The 20,791-nt window shown below is 68.2% G+C and carries 17 protein-coding genes; 5 read left to right on the forward strand and 12 right to left on the reverse strand.

Features of this window, described 5'->3' with window-relative positions:
* From ACZ5VQ_RS48865 to ACZ5VQ_RS48885, 5 genes are all read right to left on the reverse strand, one after another.
* The coding region (locus ACZ5VQ_RS48865) for a type I polyketide synthase (protein WP_469110685.1) at positions 1–1,973 on the reverse strand (1,973 nt) is incomplete at its 3' end.
* Positions 1,973–3,298: an activator-dependent family glycosyltransferase gene (locus ACZ5VQ_RS48870; RefSeq protein WP_469110686.1), complete on the reverse strand. Its 1,326-nt coding sequence runs from the start codon at positions 3,296–3,298 to the stop codon at positions 1,973–1,975. The genes ACZ5VQ_RS48870 and ACZ5VQ_RS48865, both read right to left, overlap by 1 nt.
* 60 nt (positions 3,299–3,358) lie before the next feature.
* Positions 3,359–4,357 (reverse strand): NAD-dependent epimerase/dehydratase family protein, encoded by a 999-nt coding sequence (locus ACZ5VQ_RS48875; RefSeq protein ID WP_469110687.1) that lies wholly within the window; start codon positions 4,355–4,357, stop codon positions 3,359–3,361.
* Between the two features lie 51 nt (positions 4,358–4,408).
* Complete coding sequence (locus ACZ5VQ_RS48880; RefSeq protein ID WP_469110688.1) at positions 4,409–5,728, reverse strand: activator-dependent family glycosyltransferase; 1,320 nt, start codon at positions 5,726–5,728, stop codon at positions 4,409–4,411.
* 54 nt (positions 5,729–5,782) lie between these two features.
* On the reverse strand, positions 5,783–7,003 hold the full coding sequence (locus ACZ5VQ_RS48885) for an FAD-dependent oxidoreductase (protein ID WP_469110689.1): 1,221 nt from the start codon (positions 7,001–7,003) through the stop codon (positions 5,783–5,785).
* 262 nt (positions 7,004–7,265) lie between these two features.
* Between ACZ5VQ_RS48885 and ACZ5VQ_RS48890 the strand changes: the two genes are divergently transcribed.
* The gene (locus ACZ5VQ_RS48890) at positions 7,266–8,597 is read left to right on the forward strand and encodes a cytochrome P450 family protein (RefSeq protein WP_469110690.1); all 1,332 of its coding nucleotides are present in this window, start codon (positions 7,266–7,268) and stop codon (positions 8,595–8,597) included.
* Between the two features lie 12 nt (positions 8,598–8,609).
* Here ACZ5VQ_RS48890 and rfbA read toward each other — a convergent pair whose 3' ends face one another.
* A complete protein-coding gene (rfbA, locus tag ACZ5VQ_RS48895; RefSeq protein ID WP_469110691.1) occupies positions 8,610–9,485 on the reverse strand; it encodes a glucose-1-phosphate thymidylyltransferase RfbA in 876 nt (291 codons plus the stop codon).
* A 250-nt stretch (positions 9,486–9,735) separates the two neighbouring features.
* On the opposite strand from rfbA, the gene ACZ5VQ_RS48900 reads away from it, so the two are divergent.
* The 4 genes from ACZ5VQ_RS48900 to ACZ5VQ_RS48915 all read left to right on the forward strand — a co-directional run bounded on the left by ACZ5VQ_RS48900 (position 9,736) and on the right by ACZ5VQ_RS48915 (position 14,981).
* The gene (locus ACZ5VQ_RS48900; protein WP_469110692.1) at positions 9,736–10,845 is read left to right on the forward strand and encodes a DegT/DnrJ/EryC1/StrS family aminotransferase; all 1,110 of its coding nucleotides are present in this window, start codon (positions 9,736–9,738) and stop codon (positions 10,843–10,845) included.
* 120 nt (positions 10,846–10,965) lie between these two features.
* Entirely contained in the window at positions 10,966–12,183 is a 1,218-nt protein-coding gene (locus ACZ5VQ_RS48905) for a class I SAM-dependent methyltransferase (protein WP_469110693.1), read from the forward strand.
* A 55-nt stretch (positions 12,184–12,238) separates the two neighbouring features.
* The gene (locus tag ACZ5VQ_RS48910) at positions 12,239–13,753 is read left to right on the forward strand and encodes an NDP-hexose 2,3-dehydratase family protein (RefSeq protein WP_469110694.1); all 1,515 of its coding nucleotides are present in this window, start codon (positions 12,239–12,241) and stop codon (positions 13,751–13,753) included.
* Positions 13,754–13,784: 31 nt separating this feature from the next.
* Positions 13,785–14,981 carry a class I SAM-dependent methyltransferase gene (locus ACZ5VQ_RS48915; RefSeq protein ID WP_469110695.1) on the forward strand — a complete coding sequence of 399 codons (1,197 nt, stop codon included), beginning with the start codon at positions 13,785–13,787 and terminating at the stop codon, positions 14,979–14,981.
* A gap of 85 nt (positions 14,982–15,066) precedes the next feature.
* On the opposite strand, the gene ACZ5VQ_RS48920 is transcribed toward ACZ5VQ_RS48915, so the two are convergent.
* The 6 genes from ACZ5VQ_RS48920 to ACZ5VQ_RS48945 form a co-directional block, all read right to left on the reverse strand.
* The gene (locus ACZ5VQ_RS48920; RefSeq protein WP_469110696.1) at positions 15,067–15,882 is read right to left on the reverse strand and encodes an ABC transporter permease; all 816 of its coding nucleotides are present in this window, start codon (positions 15,880–15,882) and stop codon (positions 15,067–15,069) included.
* Entirely contained in the window at positions 15,879–16,847 is a 969-nt protein-coding gene (locus ACZ5VQ_RS48925; RefSeq protein ID WP_469110697.1) for an ATP-binding cassette domain-containing protein, read from the reverse strand. The genes ACZ5VQ_RS48920 and ACZ5VQ_RS48925 overlap by 4 nt, the downstream gene beginning before the upstream one ends.
* The gene (locus ACZ5VQ_RS48930) at positions 16,847–18,226 is read right to left on the reverse strand and encodes an activator-dependent family glycosyltransferase (RefSeq protein WP_469110698.1); all 1,380 of its coding nucleotides are present in this window, start codon (positions 18,224–18,226) and stop codon (positions 16,847–16,849) included. The genes ACZ5VQ_RS48925 and ACZ5VQ_RS48930 overlap by 1 nt, the downstream gene beginning before the upstream one ends.
* A gap of 35 nt (positions 18,227–18,261) precedes the next feature.
* Complete coding sequence (locus ACZ5VQ_RS48935) at positions 18,262–19,584, reverse strand: activator-dependent family glycosyltransferase (protein ID WP_469110699.1); 1,323 nt, start codon at positions 19,582–19,584, stop codon at positions 18,262–18,264.
* Between the two features lie 15 nt (positions 19,585–19,599).
* Positions 19,600–19,938 (reverse strand): hypothetical protein, encoded by a 339-nt coding sequence (locus ACZ5VQ_RS48940; RefSeq protein WP_469110700.1) that lies wholly within the window; start codon positions 19,936–19,938, stop codon positions 19,600–19,602.
* A 67-nt stretch (positions 19,939–20,005) separates the two neighbouring features.
* On the reverse strand, positions 20,006–20,791 hold a 786-nt coding region (locus ACZ5VQ_RS48945), incomplete at its 5' end, for an acyl carrier protein (protein WP_469110701.1).

The following is a 20,791-nucleotide window of genomic DNA, read 5'->3' on the forward strand; positions in this document are numbered from 1 at the left end:
CGCACACCCCACGACTCCAACAACCGGAACAACGCCACCTCGAACGCAAACAGGGCAGGCTGCGCCCAACCCGTCCGATCCAACGCCTCCTGATCGGCGCCCCACACCACATCCCGCAAACCAGAACCCACCTCCGGCCCCAGCTCAGTCAGCACCGCATCAAAAGCCCCCGCGAACACCGGGAACACAGCACACAACTCCCGCCCCATCCCCACCCGCTGAGACCCCTGCCCCGAAAACAAAAACGCGGTCCCCGCATCACCACGCACCTCACCACGACACACAAGAGGCGACGACTCCCCCGCCACCAACGCCCTGAGACCACTCAACAACTCATCACGCCCGGCCCCAGCAACCACCGCACGATGCTCGAACGACGACCGCGCCACCGCCAACGACCGCCCCACATCCAAAACCCCAAGCCCCGAACGCTCCCCCACAAACGCCAACAACCGCCCAGCCTGCGCACGCAACGCCTCAGCACTCCGCCCCGACACCACCCACGGAACCACCACCTCCGACGGCACACCCACCGGAACCAACGGCCCCACCGACGCCACCGGCACCACAACCGCAGGCTCACCCACCGCAGGCTCCACAACCGCAGGCTCTTCAGCCGCAGGCTCTTCAACCGCCTGCTCCAAAATGACGTGTGCGTTGGTTCCGCTCACACCGAACGACGACACCCCCGCCCGACGCGGACGCCCCACCACCGGCCACTCCCGCGACCGGCCCAGCAACTCCACCCGACCCGCCGACCAGTCCACCCGCGACGACGGCACCTCACCGAACAAACTCCCCGGCACCACCCCATGCCGCATCGCCATCACCATCTTGATGACACCCGCCACACCCGCCGCAGCCTGCGTATGACCCAGATTCGACTTCACCGAACCCAGCCACAACGGCCAACCACCCTCCGACCGACCCCGCCCATACGTCGCCAACAACGCCTGCGCCTCGATCGGATCACCCAACACCGTCCCCGTACCGTGACCCTCCACCACATCCACCTGATCACCCGAAACCCGCGCATCCGCCAACGCCTGACGAATCACCCGCTCCTGCGAAGGACCATGGGGCGCGGTCGGGCCGCTGCTCGTGCCGTCCTGGTTGACGGCGGAGCCCTTGACCAGGGCAAGCACCCGGTGGCCGTTGCGTCGCGCGTCGGACAGCCGCTCCAACAGGAGCATCCCCGCCCCCTCGGCCCACCCCGTACCGTCCGCCGAGTCCGCGAAGGACCTGCATCGACCGTCGTGCGACAGTCCGCCCTGCTCGCTGAAGCTGACGAAGGTCTCGGGGGTGGCCATGACGGTCACTCCGCCGGCCAGCGCCAGCGAGCACTCGCCCTTGCGCAACGACTGCGCCGCCAGATGCAACGCCACCAACGACGACGAACACGCCGTATCCACCGTCACCGCCGGCCCCTCAAGACCCAACGTGTACGCCACCCGACCCGACACCACACTGCCCAAACTCCCGGCACCCGCGTAGTCGTGGTACATGACGCCGGCGAACACACCGACCGCGCCACCCCTCACCGACCTCGGCGCGATCCCCGCCCGCTCGAACACCTCCCACGACGTCTCCAGCAACAACCGCTGCTGCGGATCCATCAACACAGCCTCACGCGGACTGATCCCGAAAAACGCGGCATCGAACTCACCGGCGTCGTAGAGGAAGCCGCCCCGCCGGGCGTAGTTCTTGTCGGGCCCTGTCGGGTCCGGGTCATCGAGCGTCGTCTCGCTCCAGCCACGGTCGTCCGGGAAGCCGCCGATGGCGTCGCGGTCCTCGATCACGAGCTGCCACAGGTCCTCGGGAGAGGTCACTCCGCCGGGATAGCGGCAGGCCATTCCGACGATCGCGATCGGTTCGGTGTCCTTCTCTTCCCGTTCCTGGATCTGCCGGCGGGCCGCCCGGAGTTCCGTCGTCGCGCGCTTGAGATATTCGAGCAGCTTGGGGTCGCCGTCCATCAGGCCGCCTGCCCCCGCGACTTCTGGTGCTCGAGGACGACGGCCTCGATCTCGGGCACGATGTCCCGGGGACTCGGCCGGGACAGCATGTCCTTCTGGATCTGTGCGGCTCCCTGGCGGAAGCCGGGGTCGTCGAGAAGCCGGGTGAGGCCGTCGACCAGGGTGCCGGCGTCGGCCCGCAGACCGGCGCCCTGTGCCTCCAGTTGCCGCATGACTCCTGCCTCGCCCCAGATGTTGCCGGGGATTCCGAGCTGCGGGACGCCGTGCACCACCGCAGCGGCGACGGCACCCATGCCGCCGTAGTGGACGATCGCCGAGCAGCTGGGCAGGAGCGCGTTGAGCGGGATGAAGTCGAAGAGGCGTACGTTGTCGGGGATCCGCGTGCCCTTGGGAAGCTGGTCGGCGCTGAGTGTGGCGATGACCTCGACGTCCAGTGCCGCGACCTCCTGGAGCATGGTGGCGACGGACACCTCTTCTCCACCGCGTCCGTGCACTCCGAGGCTTCGGCGGGTCTGGCCGAGGGTGAGGCAGACACGGGGGCGCTTGGGTTCCTTGCGCAGCCAGGCCGGGATGACCGTCGGGCCGTTGTACGGCACATGGCGTACGGAGAGGCGGTCGACGTCCAGTGGGACGCCCAGCCAGCTCGGCAAGGGGTCGACGGTGGCCTGGCCGGTGACCATGTCGTCGCCGAACTCACCGCCCCACGGCTCCAGTTTGGCCGCGAGATAGCGGGCGAGGGGGTCGTCGGCAGGGGCTGAGCCCGCTGTCGGGTCGTCGGCCGCCAGTTCCCGGTGGAGCGCTCGCATCCGGGCCCAGTGGTCGGGAGCGGGCAGGACGCGGATGTGCGCGGCGCCGACGGCTCGTGCGAGGACGGGTCCGGTGTACGTGTGCGCGTCCCACACGACGAGGTCGGGCTTCCAGGCGCGGGCGAACTTCACCAGGTCGTCGAGCATCGTGCGGTCGGCCATGAATTCGCAGACGACAGAGGTGTAGCCGGCGAGTGTGCCGCGTACGTAGTCGAGGGTCAGTCGGTCGGGACGGGTCTCGGCGATGTCGTAGCCGAGTCCGAAGGGGGTGCTGGGTTCTTGGGGGCCGCCCGGCCCGTCGGGGGTGTCGGGGGTGTCTGGGCCGTCGGGGATCTCCCGGGGCAGTGCCATCCTGTCGCCGACCGCGACCGCCGTGAGGCCGGAGTTCTTGATTGCCTCGGTGATGTCGGGCTGTCCCGCGACGCAGACCTCGTGTCCCGCGGTCCGCAGCGCCCAGGCGATGGGCACCAGGTTGTTGAGGTGGGAGTTGACGGCGGGTGTGACAAACAGGACTCGCATGATTCTCTCCAGCAGCCCGGGACGGGAGGTCGATGAGGACGGGGTGTGCGGGGGTGCCGGCTACCGGGGGGCGGTGCTGGGCATGCGGTGGGCGCGGTACCACTCGGCCGTCTGCCTCAGTCCGTCCCGCAGTTTCCGCGGCTCGAAGTCGATGACCCCGTGAAGCCTGCCGAGGTCGAGGGTTCGGCTCTGCCGGCCGCCTGACTTGCTGCGGTCGAAGGTGACCCGTTCGGGCCTGCCGAGCGCGGCGCACACCATGTGTGCCAGTTGGAGCACGGTGACTGTTTCCGCGGTTCCCACGTTCAGTGTCTGGTGCTTGTTCTTCTCGACCATCAGCAGAACGGACCTGATCAGGTCCGTCACATACATGTAGGTGCGGGTCTGGCTTCCGTCGCCCCAGATCTCGATGGCCTGGTCCGCCACGACTCTGGCGAACATGCTCGGGACGACCCGGTCGGTGTCGGGTTCGTAGTTGTCTCGCGGCCCGTACACGCTGGTGAGCCTGGGCAGGAAGATGTTCATTCCGTGTTCCTGGCGGTAGGCCTCGGCCAGGATCTCGGCGTAGTTCTTGGAGAGGTAGTAGCCGTCGGGGGCGTACTGCATGAGCTGTCGGAAGTCCTCTTCCTCACGGGTGGGACGGTCCGTCGGCGAGAGGTAGATGTCGCTGGAGCTCAGCAGGACGATGTCGGGGACGGCGAACTTCCGTGTGCAGTTGAGGATGTTGGAGACGCCACGCACGTTGGCGTCGAGAATGGTCGCCGAGTGGTCGCGCCTGAAGGCGGTGCTGCCCGAGACGACGGCACAGTGCATGACGGCGTCGATGCCCTGCGGCTCGTCCATGAAGACACGCTGCAGCGCCGCTTCGTCGCACATGTCCATCCGGACGGTCCGCAGCCGGTCGGTGACCGGAAGCTGGGGCAGGACCTTCCTGTTGTCGCGGCGGTAGAGGCAGATGACCTTCGCCTGCCGGTTCAGCAGTTCCTCGACGAAATGTGAACCGATGAAGCCGCATCCACCGGTCACGATCACCGTCTTACCAGCCCAGTGTTCAGCTGACATCTTCTTCCTTCCTTCGGCTGGCCGCCGGTGACGCGCCTGCTGCCGGGTGGTCTACTTCCGGTGCGCGGCGGTGAGTTCTTCCAGTTCCGTGACGATCTCGCGCGGGCTGGGGGTCGCCAGGACCTCCTGTTGGATGCGCCCGGCGTTCTCCAGGAACGTCGGGTCGTCGAGCACGCGTGTGATCGTTCCGGTCAGTGAGTCGCCGTCGACCTTGGTCTTGAGGGCGTCGCCGGAGAGTTCCTCGTGGTCGAGGAGCAGTCCCGCGCCGCGGGCCTCCAGGTGTCGGCCGAATCCGACCTCGTCCCAGTACCGGCCGGGAGCGATGATCTGGGGCACGCCGTGCACCAGTGCGTTGCCCAGGGTTCCGAATCCGCCGTGGTGGATGATCGCCGAGCAGGTCGGCAGCAGATCGTTCAGCGGTACGAAGTCCACGATCCGCACGTTGTCGGGAAGCCGGGTCGCTCCGCTGAGCTGCTGCGCACTGATCGTCGCCACGAGTTCGATGTCGAGCCCGGCCAGCGCCGTCAGCATGTCCGAGACGGAGAAGACGTCTCCTCCGAGGACCTCGCGTGCCGTCATCCCGAGGGAGACGCACACCCGCGGCCGCCCGGGCTTTTCGTGCGTCCAGTCAGGGACGGCCGTGGGCCCGTTGTACGGGACGTAGCGCACCCGGGTGGTCGGCAGCCCGAGTTGGAACTGCATCCACGACGGGGTGGGGTCGATGGTCCACTGACCGGTCATCATCTCCAGGGCGAGGTCCTCGTCGGTGTCGCAGCCGAACCGGGCCAGCCGACCGGTGACCCAGTCGTGCACGGGGTCGTCGCGGCGTTCCGGCGCCTGCTGGTCGCGGAGTTCGGTGTAGTCGGCGTGCATCCGGCCGATGTAGTCGATGCCGAAGAGCATGCGGGCGTGTGCCGCACCGCAGGCGCGGGCGGCCACAGGGCCGGCGAAGGTCATGGCGTCCCAGACGACGAGGTCGGGTTTCCAGTCGCGGGCGAACGCGACCAGGTCGTCGAGCATGGCCCGTCCCCCGGTGGCGTGCTCGTAGTGCGTCGAGCAGGCGATGGTGAAGGTGCCGAGGACGTAGTCCCAGGTCAGTACGGAGGGCCTGGTTTCGGTGATGCCGGCGTTGAGGTCCCGCCAGGACATGTCGCTGGTGACATGGTCCCCGGACGCGGGTGCGGACCTGCCCTCGATGGACTGCTCCTCGCCGACGCCGACCGCCGGCAGGCCGGCCCGGCCGATCGCGTCGACGATCTGAGGCTGGCTGGCCACGCAGACCTCGTGACCGGCGGCACGCAGCGCCCATGCGATGGGCACCATGTTGTAGAAGTGCGTCTTCGCCGCGTACACGGTGAACAGGACTCGCATGGGCTCCCCTCGGCTCTGGCGTTGCCGCCTGCGGACTCGGCGACGTGGCGGTCGCTATGCGCCGGCGCTCACACCGTCCTGTCCGACGGGGCTCTCCCAGTCGATGCGGTGGCTGTAGAGCCACTTCATCTCTTCGTGGGAGTACTCCGATCCGCGCTCGCTGTAGGCGATGCGGGCGATCATGTCCCGGCCGATGCGCCTGAACGGGCCCCCGGCCTCCAGCGCCCGCCCGCACTGCTTCCCGAAGGCGACGACCTTCTCGACCCTTTCGCGGCGGAGCTCCTCGTAGCGCTCGAGTGCCCGGCCGATGTCGGGGATGTCGCGCAGGCACTTGCCGAGAACGACCGAGTCCTCGATGGCCATGGAGACGCCTTGTCCGCCCGAGGGCGATACGGCGTGGCACGCGTCGCCGATCACGACCATGCGGTCGTTGTGCCACTTCGGCAGATGCGGGATGTCCTGGATGGGGCGCGGGGGCCAGATCGCCTCCGTGGCCTTGATGACTTCGACGGCCGGGCTCTTGTCCACCGAGAACGTGTCGATCAGCTGGCTTCGCCACTGCTCGGGAGTGATGGCCGCGATCTCCTCCGGCGAGGGCTCCTTGGGGCGCGTGACGGTGGCGTACCACCAGACCCGTCCGTCGGGGTCGGTGATGTTGCAGTAGAAGCCGCGCTTTCCGTAGTACATGAACTCGGTGCCGGTTTCGTGCGGCGTCTCGATGCCGGTGCAGTAGCCGCCGGTCGTCCACAACCGTCCGTAGCGGAAGGTGAGTTCCGCGGGGTCGATGATCTTGCGGGTGATGGAGTGGAGTCCGTCGGCGCCGACGAGTACGTCGCCGTGGTCCTCCGTTCCGTCGGAGAAGTGGGCGGTCACACCGTCGGGGCCGACTTTCGCGTCGACGAGCCGTTTGCCGAAGTTGATCTCGATACCGCGGCCGATGGCTTCGTCCCGCAGCGCGGTGTAGAGATCGGACCGGGTGATGGCGCGGGCGACGGTGCCGTCGTCCAGGGGTTCTCCGTTGGGAATCTTGGCCAGTCGCTTTCCGCCCCCGAGATTGAAGCGGTAGCGCGGGATGTCGAACCCCTCGGCGAGATGCGGCACTCCGAGTGCGAGGAGCGCGCTGTACCCGTTGACCGCGAGGACGAGGTTCTGCCCGATGCCGTCGGCGCCGCGTTCGTAGGCTTCGTAGACGACGGGCTCGAGTCCGGCTCGCTGCAAGGCGATCGCGCTGGTCGGGCCGGCCACTCCGCCGCCGATGATCAATGCTTTGGTCATTGCTCGTGGATTCCTCTTCGTCCCGCCGGATAGAGGCTCTGCGGACCTGGCAGGCTCGGTGCAATGACACGTCACAGATAATCCGGGCACGCTGCGCCAGGTATGGCCATCACACTCACATGGGGGTCCCGGCCCGTCAGCCCCTACGCGCCCCTCTTCGGCGTCACCCCTGCCCTCGACGCGACGGCCCGCGAGGGCAGGGGTGGTCCGATACCCCGGCCAGGGGTTATGAACGGTGCACAGGGCTAGTGGAGGGCCGGGCATGACGAAGCATCAGATCGACCCGCGGCAGTTCAACGACAGTGATCTGTCGCGTCATCTGCTGGCTGCTCGCGGTACGCAGTGGATGCGGGGCAACCGCGGTGACCCGTATGCCCTGATCCTGCGTGACCAGGGCATCGAGCCGCGTGTGCTGGGCATCCTGCATCAGGGGATGCGGGGTCGGCCGTCGCTGCGGCAGAGCGAGTCGGACGTGTGGGTGACCGCGAGCCATGAGGCGGGGGCGGCGATCCTCGCCGACGAGCGTCTGGTTCCCGAGGTGCCGGGCGGGGCGGGCCGCAGCCGCCGACAGCGGATCTTCGGCATCGACTCCCGTACGTCGCTCAAGCATGTCCTGGCCGTGGACGATCCGTTGCTCGCCATGGACCGCGCGGGCTTCGAACGGCTCGGAGCGCTGACCGCCCCGGTGCTCGGTGCGGCCTCGACGGCGGATCGTCACGACGCTGCCGCGGGCGCGTTCGCCGAGTCCCTGGGGCGGGCCGGCGGATCGGCGTTCGACCTCATGACGGACGTGGCCCGTACGGCGTCGGCGGCGTTCTTCGCGGAACTCCTGAAGCTGCCCGAAGAGCTCAGGGAGGGGTTCGAGGGGGCCGTCGCCGTCACCGCCGCCGTGCCGGACGCGTTGCTGTGTCCACCGACGCTGTCGATGGCGCGTCAGCTGGTCGCGTCGTACGACAGGCTGCGGGGCATGCTGGAGGAGCTGATCACCGCCCGTGTCGCCGCACCGGCCGACGACCTGGTCAGCGCGCTGTTGGAGGCGACGAGCGGAGGCGGGGCGCCGGCCGAGGACACGTTGGCGGCGCTGATGCTGACGCTGGGCCTGGGGGTGGGGATGGCGTCGAATCTCGTCTGCGCCGCGGTGTGCGCCCTGCTGGAGCACCCGGATCAGTGGGCGTTGCTCCACGAGAACCCGTCGCTCGCCGCGGACGCCGTCGAGGAGGCCCTGCGCTTCGCGCCTCCCGTGCGGCTGGTGAGCCGGATCGCAGGCACGGGCGTGGAGATCGCGGGGCAGCCGGTGGAGCGCGGGCACCAGCTCGTCGTACTGGTCGACGCGGCGAACCGCGACCCGGAGGTGTACGACGAGCCGGAGCGGTTCCGGATCACCGGGAGGAGCGCTGCCGCCGCTCATCTCTCGCTGGACGACGCGTCGTACACCGGGTTCGTGGGTGGGTCGGTACGGCTGTTGGCGCGGGCGGCACTGGAGGTTCTGGTGTCCGGCCCCTACCGGGGGTTGCGGCCGGACGGCGAGCCGGTCCATCGGATGCGGGCTCCGGTCACGCACGGTGTGGCGCGGTTTCCGGTGGCGGTCTCCTGACGGGCGCGGGGTTCAGGCCGACAGTTCCCGGGCGATGTCCATCACGTACCGGCCGTAGCCCGAACCGCCGAGGGCCACCCCCAGCCGGTGGCACTCCCCCGCGTCGATGAACCCCTTGCGCAGGGCGATCTCCTCCAGACAGGCGATGCGGACGCCCTGCCGCTCCTCCAGCGTCCGCACGTACAGCGAGGCCTGGAGCAGGGATTCGGGTGTGCCTGTGTCGAGCCAGGCGAAGCCGCGGCGCAGGTCGACCATCCGCGCGCCACCGCGGCGCACGTACTCGCGGTTGACGTCGGTGATCTCCAACTCGCCGCGGGGGGAGGGCCGGACGTTCTTGGCGATGTCCACGACGTCGTTGTCGTAGAAGTAGAGGCCGGTGACGGCGCGGTTGGACCGTGGTCGGGCGGGCTTCTCCTCCAGTGAGACGATCCGGCCCCCGGCGTCCGTCTCGGCGACGCCGTAGCGCTCGGGGTCCTTGACGGTGTAGCCGAAGAGCACGCACCCGGTCAGCTCCCGGACGCTCGCCTCCAACAGGTCCTGGAACGTGGGGCCGTGAAAAATGTTGTCCCCGAGCACCAGGGCGACCGAGTCGTCCCCGATGTGGTCGGCGCCGATGAGGAAGGCCTCGGCGAGTCCGTTGGGTTCGGGCTGCACGCCGTACTCGATGGTGAGGCCCAGTTGTGAGCCGTCTCCGAGCAGCCGTCGGAATTGCGGGACGTCCACGGGCTTTGCAATGATCAGGATGTCCCGGATACCGGCGAGCATGAGCACCGAAAGCGGGTAGTAGATCATCGGCTTCTCACCGACGGGCAGAAGCTGCTTCGACACCGCGATCGTGACTGGGTTGAGCCGAGTACCGGAACCACCCGCGAGAATTATCCCCTTCATATACCGCATATCCCTTGGTAGCGGCCCGGTTACCGTTGGGCCGGCACGATGAAAAGCTGGCTGGCAAAGCTAGTCACCGGGGCATACGTCTGGCAATGCATACATACTGCGTCTGGGGCCCCTCAAGGGCGCTGGGGCAGCTAGGGGTTGCGGTCCCCGGGGCACTGTAGTGAAATTCCGGATGACATTGAAAAGCCGCGTGATTCTCCATATCTGAAATCCGTCGTCGTGACAGGGAGTGGGAGCGGTCGTGACCACACGTGTGTGGGATTATCTGGCGGAGTTCGAGAAGGAGAAGGACGACATCCTGGGCGCCGTCGAGCAGGTGTTCCGCTCCGGGCAGCTCGTTCTGGGAAGCAGTGTCCGCGGTTTCGAGGAGGAGTTCGCCGCCCACCACGGCGCGGCACACGCCGTGGGCCTGGACAACGGGACCAACGCCGTGAAGCTGGGGCTGCAGGCACTGGGGGTGGGCCCCGGCGACGAGGTCATCACGGTGTCCAACACCGCCGCGCCGACGGTGATCGCGATCGACGGCGCCGGCGCGAAGGCCGTTCTCGTCGACGTGCACGGCTCCGACTACCTGATGGACACGGATCAGGTGGCGGCCGCGATCACACCCCGCACCCGCTGCATCCTGCCCGTTCACCTCTACGGCCAGTGCGTCGACATGGCGCCCCTCGAGGAACTGGCCGCACGGCACGGCCTGGAGATCCTCGAGGACTGCGCGCAGGCGCACGGCGCGCACCATCACGGCAGGATCGCCGGCAGCATGGGCCGGGCCTCGGCGTTCTCGTTCTATCCGACCAAGGTCCTGGGGGCCTACGGCGACGGCGGTGCGGTGGTCACCTCGGACGACGAGGTCGACACGGCACTGCGCCGGCTGCGGTACTACGGCATGGAGGAGCGCTACTACGTGGTCGGGACGCCGGGCCACAACAGTCGCCTGGACGAGGTGCAGGCGGAGATCCTCCGCCGCAAGCTGGGGCGGCTCGACCAGTACATCGCCGCCCGCAGGGCGGTCGCCGAGCGCTACGTGGAAGGTCTCGGCGACACGGAGCTGGTGCTTCCGGGAACGGCCGAGGGCAATGACCACGTGTACTACGTGTACGTGGTCCGGCACCCGCGCCGGGACGACATCATCGAGGCGCTCAAGTCGTACGACATCATGCTGAACATCAGCTATCCGTGGCCGGTGCACACGATGCGGGGATTCGAGCATCTCGGATACCGGCGAGGATCGCTTCCGGTGACCGAGAAGCTGGCGGGTGAGATCTTCTCCCTTCCCATGTATCCGTCGCTTTCGGTGGATCTCCAGGAAAAGGTGATCAGTGCCGTACGCGAGGTGCTGAGAACGCTCTGAAACCCCTTCGAAGCTCTGCGGACCCCCCTCGGCCGCAGAATGGCCCCGGTGCATTTGCACCGGGGCCGCCCCCATAAATAGGGGTTGGCCGCCCGGTCCACCGACAGTAGGCTGTCCCCCATGTCAAAGTGCCGTATCTGCGGTGGCGCCGTACAGGAGTTCTTCGACTTCGGACGCCAGCCGGTATCCGATACTTTCATCACCCCCCATGACATTGGCACAGAGCATTTCTACCGGCTCGCCGTCGGATTCTGCACGTCCTGCTCGATGGTTCAGCAGGCGGAAGAGGTCGCCAGGGAGCGCATGTTCCCCAGCGACTATCCGTATCGTTCATCCGGCTCCTCCGTGATGCGCGGGCATTTTGAGCGAACTGCTCGGCATTTCCTGGAGACCGAGCTGGCGGGGCCGGATCCGTTCTACGTCGAGATCGGCTGCAACGACGGCATCATGCTCAACTCGATAGGCGGCGCGGGAGTGCGGCACCTCGGCATCGATCCGGCCGCGGAGGCCGCCGCGGTCGCCCGTGCCGGAGGCAGCAGGGTACGGGTGGCCTTCTTCGAGAAGGCGACGGCGGCGGCCGTCCGGCTCGCGGACGGGCCGGCCGATCTTGTCTTCTCCGCCAACACCATCAGTCACATCGCCTACATCGACTCGGTGTTCGCCGGCGCCGCGGCCCTGCTGGCGCCGGGCGGGGCCTTCGTCTTCGAGGACCGCTATCTCGGCGACATCCTCGCGCAGGCGTACTTCGACCAGATCTACGACGAGCACTTCTACCTGTTCTCGGTCCGTTCGGTGCACGCCATGGCGGAACGGTTCGGTTTCGAGCTGGTCGACGTCGCCCATCTGCCCGTGCACGGGGGCGCCATGCGCTACACGGTCGCGCGGGCCGGAGAGCGGCCGCCGGCACCGGCCGTCGCCGAACTCCTCACCGAGGAGCGCCGGCAGTGTCTGGCCGAACCCTCCACCTACAAGGACTTCGCGACGACGATCGACGCCAACTGCGAGCAACTCAAGTCGCTCCTCGCCTCGTTGCGTGCCGAGGGCCGCAGCGTCGTCGGCTACGGCGCCACGTCCAAGAGCGCCACGGTCACCAACTACTGCGGCATAGGACCTGAGTTGATCCCCTTCATCTGCGACTCGACACCCGAGAAGCAGGGCCGGATGACGCCCGGATCGCACATTCCCATCCGTCCGCCGGAGGCGTTCAGGGATCCCTACCCGGACTATGCCGTGCTCTTCGCCTGGAACCACGCCGAGGAGATCATGGCGAAGGAACAGGACTTCCGTGAGGCCGGCGGCAAGTGGATCCTCTACGTCCCCGAAGTCCAGACCGTCTGACCGGGTGGCAGACCCCGAACCGCCGGACAGCGAACCACTCGGCTAGGAGTTCCCCATGACGGATCTTTCCGCCGTCTCCCCGACCCTGTCGTCCTCGACCCCGTCGCCCCCGGCATCCGGGGCTACGCCGTCCGTCTCGTCCAAACGGGAGGCCTCGACCGCGGCGAAGATCGCGGAGTCCGTCCGGGTCCGGGACGGCGGGATCACTCAACTGTCGGACTTCCACCGCTGGTACGCCGACTACAGCCGTGAGTCCGCGGCCCGGGTGCGCCGCATAGCGCTGCACGACCTGGTCGGCTGGCGCGAGGATCCCGTGACGGGGGACCTGCGCCACCGCAGCGGAAAGTTCTTCTCGGTCGAGGGCCTCGACGTGCGGATCCCGGACGGACCTGTCCCGCACTGGACCCAGCCGATCATCAATCAGCCGGAGCTCGGCATACTCGGTGTCCTGGTCAAGGAGTTCGACGGAGTCCTGCACTGCCTCATGCAGGCGAAGACGGAACCGGGGAACGTCAACGGGTTCCAGCTCTCGCCCACTGTGCAGGCCACCCGCAGCAACTACACCCGGGTGCACGACGGACGGTCCGTGCCCTACCTGGACTACTTCCAGGAACCGACCAGGCATCGGATCATCACCGACGTACGCCAGTCGGAACAGGGCTCGTGGTTCTACCAGAAGCGCAACCGGAACATGGTCGTCGAGGTGACCGAGGACGTCGAGGTCCTGGAGGGCTTCTGCTGGCTCACCATCGGGCAGCTGCACCAACTGCTCGCCCTCGACGAGGTGGTGAACATGGACGCCCGTACGGTGCTGTCCTGTCTGCCGTTCTCGGGCGCCGGCCCCCTGATGGCGGTGACTCCCGGAGACGACTCCTTCCGGGCCTCGCTGTTGCGTTCCTGCCAGGGATCCGACGGCGGGGCCGTCCCCACGGACCAGGTCCTGCGTTGGATCACCGATGTACGCAGCCGGTCCGAGGTGATCACGGCGAAGATGCCGCTCAACGCCCTTGAGCACTGGAAGCGCGACGAGTTCGCGATCGCGCACGAGACCGGCCGGTTCTTCGAACTGATCGCGGTGGACGTCCAGGCGGGCAGCCGTGAGGTGCGGCAGTGGACCCAGCCCATGATCAGGCCGACGGCTGCCGGCATCGTCGCCTTCCTGGTGAAGCAGATCGACGGGGTGCTCCACGCTCTGGTGCACGCGCTGGTCGAACCCGGCTGTCTCGACGTGGCCGAGCTGTCCCCCACGGTCCAGTGCACCCCGGAGAACTTCGCGCATCTGCCGCCGGCGGCGCTGCCGCCCCTGCTCGGCGAGGTCCTCGGAGCCCGGCCCGAGAGGATCCGGTTCGACGTCACGCTCTCCGAGGAGGGCGGCCGCTTCTTCCACGCCTCCAACCGGTACACCATCGTGGAGGTCGACGAGGACGCCGAGTTCGACCACCCGGAGTACCGCTGGCTGACGGTTCATCAGCTGGTCGATCTGCTGCGGCACAGCCACTACGTCAACATCCAGGCACGCAGCCTTGTCGCCTGCCTGCACAGTCTGTCGGGACGGCCGTCGGACGGCTGAGTCCCATCCGTAACCAGGAGAAGGCCGCCTCATGTCGCTCTGTCGGGTCTGTCACGCATCGGTTCGCGAGTTCTTCGACTTCGGGCAGCATCCGCTGTCCTCGGCCTTCACCGAACCCGGCCGGACGACGGACGAGTTCCGCTACCGGTTGGCCATCGGCGTCTGTGTGTCGTGCTCGATGGTCCAGCTGATGGAGGACATCCCGCCCGAGCACGAGGTCCACGAGGGGTATCCGTACCATTCGTCGAACTCCACGGTGATGCGCGCCCACTTCGAGGAGACCGCCCGCGGCTTCCTCGCCACGGAGCTGACCGGGCCCGACCCGTTCATGGTCGAGATCGGCTGCAACGACGGAGTGACCCTGCGGGCCATAGGGGACGCCGGTGTCCGCCATCTCGCCTTCGAGCCGTCCGGCGCGGGCGGCGTACGTGTGCACCGCGCCTTCTTCGACGGTGCCTCGGCGCGCGCGGTGTGGGCGGCGGAAGGTCCCGCGGACGTCATCTACGCCGCGAACACCCTGTGCGACATCCGTGACATCGGGCAGGTCTTCGAGGGCGCCGACACGCTGCTCACGCCCGACGGTGTGCTTGTCTTCGAGGACCCGTATCTCGGCGAGATCATCGACCGGACGAGCTTCGACCAGATCTACGACGAGCACGTCTACTTCTTCACCGCGCAGGCGGTGCGCGCCATGGCGGAACACTTCGGGTTCGAACTGGCCGATGTGGAGCACCTGCCGGTGCACGGCGGCCAGATCCGCTACACGCTCGCCCGTGCGGGCCGCCGCACCCCGACCGCCTCCGTCGACGAACTGCTCGCCGGGGAACGCGCGCGAGGTCTCACCGATCGCGCGACGCTCGACGGATTCGCGGCCGCCGTACGGGGCATCCGTGAGGATCTGCCGGCCCTGTTGCGCAAACTGGGTGCCGAGGGCCACTCCATCGTCGGCTACGGCGCCACGGCGAAGAGCTCGACCGTCACGAACTACTGCGGTATCGGCCCCGAACTGATCCCGTTCGTCTGCGACACGACACCGTCCAAGCACGGCCGGCTGATGCCCGGTTCCGGTATCCCGGTACGTCCGCCCGAGGCATTCTCCTCGCCGTACCCCGACTACGCCCTGCTGTTCGCCTGGAACCACGCCGAGGAGATCATGGCGAAGGAACAGGGGTTCCGCGAGGCCGGCGGCCGGTGGATTCTCTACGTCCCGGACGTCCGGATCGTCTGACGTACCTCGCCCCGACGTTCTCGGCCCCGTCCGCAGCTGCGGACGGGGCCGAGAACGTCGGGGCGAGGGCGCTCGTGCCCCACCCCTACGAGTACCGGCGCCGGAACTTCCGGGCGGACACGGGGATCACCAGGGCCGTGATGCCGCCCCACCAAAGGACGGCCAGCCATACGGAGTTGCCGACGGGCTGGTCCAGCAACAGGGCCCGCACACTGTCGATGACCGCGGTCAGCGGCTGGTGTTCGACGAAGGTGCGCAGCCCCGCCGAGATGGTGTCGGTCGGCGCGAAGATGTTGCTGGTGTACGGCAGGAACGTCAGGATGAGCGCGAGCCCGCTGGCACCGGCGCTGCTCTTGGCGATCTGGCCGAGCAGGACGGCGATCCAGGCCACGGCGAAGGCGAAGAGCAACAGCACGCCGATGGCCCCCAGCCACTGCAGGACGTTGGCCTTGGGCCGGAATCCGATGAGGAAGGCGAGCGCGAACAGAGCCGTCAGCGAGATCACCGCGCGCAGCACCGCCGCGACCACATGGCCCACCACCACGGCCACGGCCATCGTCTGCATCGAGCGCAGCCGGTCGACGAACCCTTCCTGCATGTCCATGTACACGCCGGACGTGGTGGAGACCGCGATCAGGGTCACACCGACGGTGAGCACTCCCGGGACGAGGAAGTCGACGTACGCGGTGCCGCCCACGTCCACGGCGCCGCCGCCCAGCATGAACCGGAACAGCAGCATCATGCTGGTGGGGATCATGACGGCGGTGATGATCTCGTCGGGCTGGCGGGTGATGTGGTTGACATAGCGCTTGATGAGCACCCTGGCGTCGCTGAGGGCCCAGGCCGCGTTCGAGCGTTGCAGCCGCGGGGCTCCGCCGGCCGTGCGTGTCGCGGTGGTCACTTGACTCCCTCGCCTTCCAGGGTCGCGCTGACGGGGGTGGTGCGCTCGGTGAGGGTCAGGAAGACGTCGTCGAGAGTGGGTTTGGCCAGGGCCAGGGACCCGACGTCGACGCCGCTCTGTTCGATCCGGCTGAGCACCCCGATCAGCTGGTTGGTGTTGCCGGCGGGCAGCCCGATGGTCTGCTTCTCCGCGTCGCAGAGCGCCTCCTCGCCGGCGACCGCGAGACATGCCTTGGCGTAGTCGTCGGCGGCGGCGAACGTCAGCTCCATGCGTTCCTCGCCGACCCGTCGTTTGAGTTCGGCGGCGGTGCCGTGGGCGATGATCCTGCCCTCGTCGATGACCGCGACCTGGTCCGCCAGCCGGTCGGCCTCCTCCAGGTACTGAGTGGTGAGCAGGATCGTCGTGCCGTCCGCCAGCAGGCCCTCGATGGCGGACCACATGCCGATCCGGCTACGGGGGTCGAGGCCGGTGGTCGGTTCGTCGAGCAGGAGGATCGAGGGAGCCGCGATCAGGCTGATGGCCAGATCGAGCCGCCGCCGCATCCCGCCGGAGTACGTCAGGACCGGCCGGTCCGCGGCATCGTTGAGATCGAACTGTTCCAGCAGCTCCTCGGTGCGCCGGTGTGCGGCCTTGGTCCCTATCCGATGCAGCCGGCCCATCATGACCAGGTTCTCCCGGCCGGTGTGCACGAAGTCCAGAGCCATGAACTGGTTGACCACGCCGATGGATCCGCGTACGCCGTCGCTCTGCCTCCCGACGTCGAATCCGTTGACGGTCACCGTGCCGCCGCTGGGCGCGGTGAGTGTGCTGAGAATCCTGACGATGGTCGTCTTGCCGGCCCCGTTGGGCCCCAGAAGCGCGAGCATCGATCCCTGTTCGACCTTCAGGTCCACGCCCTTGAGGACTTCGACGTCCCCGAACGATTTACGCAGACCCGATATGTCAATTGCGTAACTGCCGCCCACTAGGCAACATCCTCCCGTTCGCGTTCACTTTCCGGATGGCAACCGCGCACGTCGCGCGCCTGTGTCGATCGGTGACGGCAGGTCAGCTCCTCCAGTTCGGAGACGACTTGGAGTGGACTGGGAGTGGCGCGCAGGTCGTCCCGGGCGCGCAGCGAGTTCTCCAGGAAGGACGGCTCGCCGATCAGCCGGACGACGCTCTCCCGGAGCCCGTCGAGCGTCAGGTCGGAGGGGTCGATGAAGATCCCCGCCCCGCGTTCGGCGATGTCCTGACCGAGTTCTGCCTCGTCCCACCAGGGCGCGGGAATGGTCACGCTGGGCACCCCGTGGGTCAGCACGTTTCCCACCGTGCCGAATCCGCCGTGGTGGATCACCGCGGCGCAGCTGGGAAGGAGCTCGTTCAGCGGGACGAACTCCACCGCTCGGACATTGCGGGGAAGCTCGGTCGGCGACAGCAGCTGATCGGCTCTGAGCGTCGCCACGAGTTCGATGTCGAGTCCGGCGAGGGTGCTCACGAGATCGTCGAGTGTGATGCCGTCGGACGACGCGCCGCCGTTGACCGAGAGTTTGTCGTTGCCCAGCAGTTCGCGTCCCGACATGCCGAGGGACAGACAGACCCGCGGGTGCCGGGGCTTCTCGTGGACCCAGTCCGGGATGCCGGTCGGCCCGTTGTAGGGGACATACCTCACCGGGACCCTGGGAAGGTCCGTCGGCAGTTGCATCCAGTCGGGGGTCGGGTCGATCGTCCACTGACCGGTCATCAGCTCCGTGGCCAGGCCGGGCTCGTACTCCAGGTCGTACCGCCCGAGTCTCCCGGCGAGCCAGTCACCCACCGGATCGTCCCGCTGCTCGGGCGGCCGGTCCGACAGGAGTCTCCGATAGGTGGTCCACATCCGGGCGTTGTAGTCGATCCCGAACAGCATCCTGGCGTGTGCCGCACCGCAGGCACGGGCTCCGACGGGGCCGACGAACGTCAGCGCGTCCCAGATCACCAGATCGGGCTGCCATTCGCGGCAGTACGCGACGACGTCGTCGAGCATGGACTGGCCCGCCATGTGCTCGTACTCCATGGAACAGGCGAGGGTGTAGGTCCCCAGCACATAGTTCCAGGTCAGTACGGACTCCCTCCCCTCGCTGACCCCACTGAGCCGCTGCCAGGTGCCGCCGCCCTGTGTGTCGCTCTCCTCGGGCGCGAAGGACTTCCACAGGTTCAGCGCGTCACCGACGGGGACCGCGGTCAGCCCGGTCCTGGTGATCGTCTCCGTGAGATCCGGCTGGCTGGCGACCCGGACCTCGTGGCCGGCGGCCCGCAGCGCCCAGGCCATCGGCACCAGGTTGTAGAAGTGCGGTTTCGCCGCGAACACCGTGAACAGCACACGCATGCAACTCTCCGTTCGGGCACAGGACTGCGCGGACGTCATCCGGCTCTGCGGTCGGGGCGGTGCACAGCGGTCAGTTCCTCCAGCCGCGGCACGAGTTCGCGAGGGCTCGGCACCCTCCGGAGCCGTTCACGCATTCTTCGCGCGCCGAGGGAAAAGGAGGGATCGGTGAGCAGCCGCGTCAGGGCGCTCCTCAGCGAGTCGGTGGTGACCGTGGCGGAGTCGACGACGACACCGGCACCGCCTTCGGCCAGATGCCGTCCCAGATGAGCCTCGTCCCACCAGGGGGCCGGTACCACCAGGTTCGGCAGGCCGTGGGCGAGGACGTTGACCACGGTGCCGAAACCGCCGTGATGGACGACGGCCGCGCAGGTGGGAAGCAACTCGTTGAGGGGGACGAACTCCACGGCCCGGACGTTGTCCGGAAGGGTCTTCACCGTGGCGAGCTGCTCGGCACTGAGCGTGGCGACCAGTTCGACGTCGGCGTCGGCCAGTGCCTCCAGGAGGTCCTCGACCGGGATCACGTCACCACCCAGCAGGTCCCTGCCCGACATGCCGAGGGAGAGACAGACCCTGGGCCGCTCCGGCTTGTCGTGGATCCACTCGGGAATTCCCGTCGGCCCGTTGTACGGGATCTGACGCACGGGTACATAGGGGAGGTCCAGCGGCAGCTGCATCCAGGGCGGGGTCGGATCGATCGACCACTGCCCGGTCATCAGCTCCACGGCCATCGATGCGTCGTACGGGACGCCGAAGCGGGCGAGTCTGCCGGACAGCCAGTCGGACACCGGGTCCTCACGCCGCTCGGGGGGTTGTGCGAGCCGCAGTTCGCGGTAGAAGCCGTACATCCGTGAGGTGTAGTCGGTGCCGAAGAGCATCCGGGCGTGGGCCGCGCCGCATGCCATGGCCGCTATCGGACCGGTGAAGGTCAGCGCGTCCCAGACGATGAGGTCGGGCCGCCAGTCGCGGCAGTGGTCCACCAGGTCGTCCAGGGCCGACTGCCCCGCGAAGTACTCGTACTGCACCGAACAGGCCACGGTGAATGCCCCGAGCACCCGCTCCCAGGTCAGTTCCTCGGGACGGTCCTCCAGCATGTCCCCGCTCATGCTGCGCAGCATCCGGCTGCTCGGACCTGAGTCGTTCCCGGTCCGGCGGCCCTGCGCGCCCCCGGCGGCGGAGCCGGCGACACCGAGGCCGTCCCCGACCGGCACGGCGGTCAGCCCGGTGGCGGTGATGGCCTCCACCAGGTCCGGCGGACCGGCGACCCGGACCTCGTGGCCCGCAGCCCGAAGGGCCCAGGCCATCGGCACGAGGTTGTAGAGATGGGTCTTGGCCGCGATCACCGTGAACAGGACGCGCATCAGACTCCTCCGCGCTCAGTCCGTGATCTCGGGTGCGTAGAACGTCTCGAGGGGCTGCGGGCCGATGTACTGACGACAGGTGCAGGGCTCCATCTCGAAGTCCACGGCGCCGTACACCTTGTCGAAGGCGACCGGGGTCTTCACCCTGCCGTGGCAGGCCCGGGTCTCGCGGTCGTGATGGGCGAGCGAGTGCTCGCACGAGCAGATGGGCTCGACCGCCTCCGGAGTCCGCGGCCTGCGCCGTCGCTCCAGCCGCCCGGCGACGTAGGCCACAACGGCGATTCCGGCACCGGCCAGAAGAGAAAAGGGATCCATGGCAGCCTCCTCGGGCCGGTCGGCGTGACGCCGCGTCAAGACGTGATCGTATGAGTGCGGCCGGGGCCGGGTAACCCCTATCTCCTGCTACTCCCGGGCCCGCGGCTCACTCCTGCCTGTCCGGCCCGAGAGCCGCCCGCACCAGGTCCTCGACAGCCATGTCCCTGAAGGGGCTGGACGGCACCTGCGGGTCCTCGGCAGCGGGCTCGGCCCCGGTGCCTTCCGGCACGAGCCGCTCGTGCAGATACCGCGCCAGCAAGGACCGGTTGGGGTGGTCGTACATCAGTGTGGCGGGCAGTCGCAGGCCGGTGGCCGCGCTGAGCGCGTTGCGCAGCTCGACCGCGGCGAGAGAGTCCAGCCCGAGTTCGGTGAACCCGCGGTTCGCGTCCGCGTTGTCGGCGCCGGCCGTGGCGGAATCGTCGTGCCGGACGGCCGCCACATGCGTCCGTACGAGATCGAGCAGCAGATCGAGTTGCTCGGACGGCTGCAGGCTCCGGAGCCGTTCTGCCAGGGCTGCCGGTCCGGCGGCCCGGTCCGGGTCCGCATGGCCGTTGTGATGCTCGGCATCCGCATGGCCGTTGTGATGTTCGGCGCCGGCCCGAGGGCGCGTTACCTGCCGGCGCTCTCGTATCAACTCACGCAGGACGTACGGGACTTCGGGGTTGCCCGCCACGGTTGCCCGGTCCACGGGTTGGGGTACGAGGGCGGCGTCGCCGAGTGCGAGTGCCTCGTCGAAGAGTTCGAGCCCCCGCTCCGGTGACACCGCCGGCGTGCCGACCCGCTCCTGTCGCTGAAAGGCCTTGGTGTCGAGTTGGGCGCCCATCCCCGCCCCACCCGACCACAGACCCCACGCCAACGACACACCCGCCAGACCCTCACCCCGCCGCACATG

This window comes from Streptomyces sp. NPDC033178 (genome assembly GCF_055577685.1).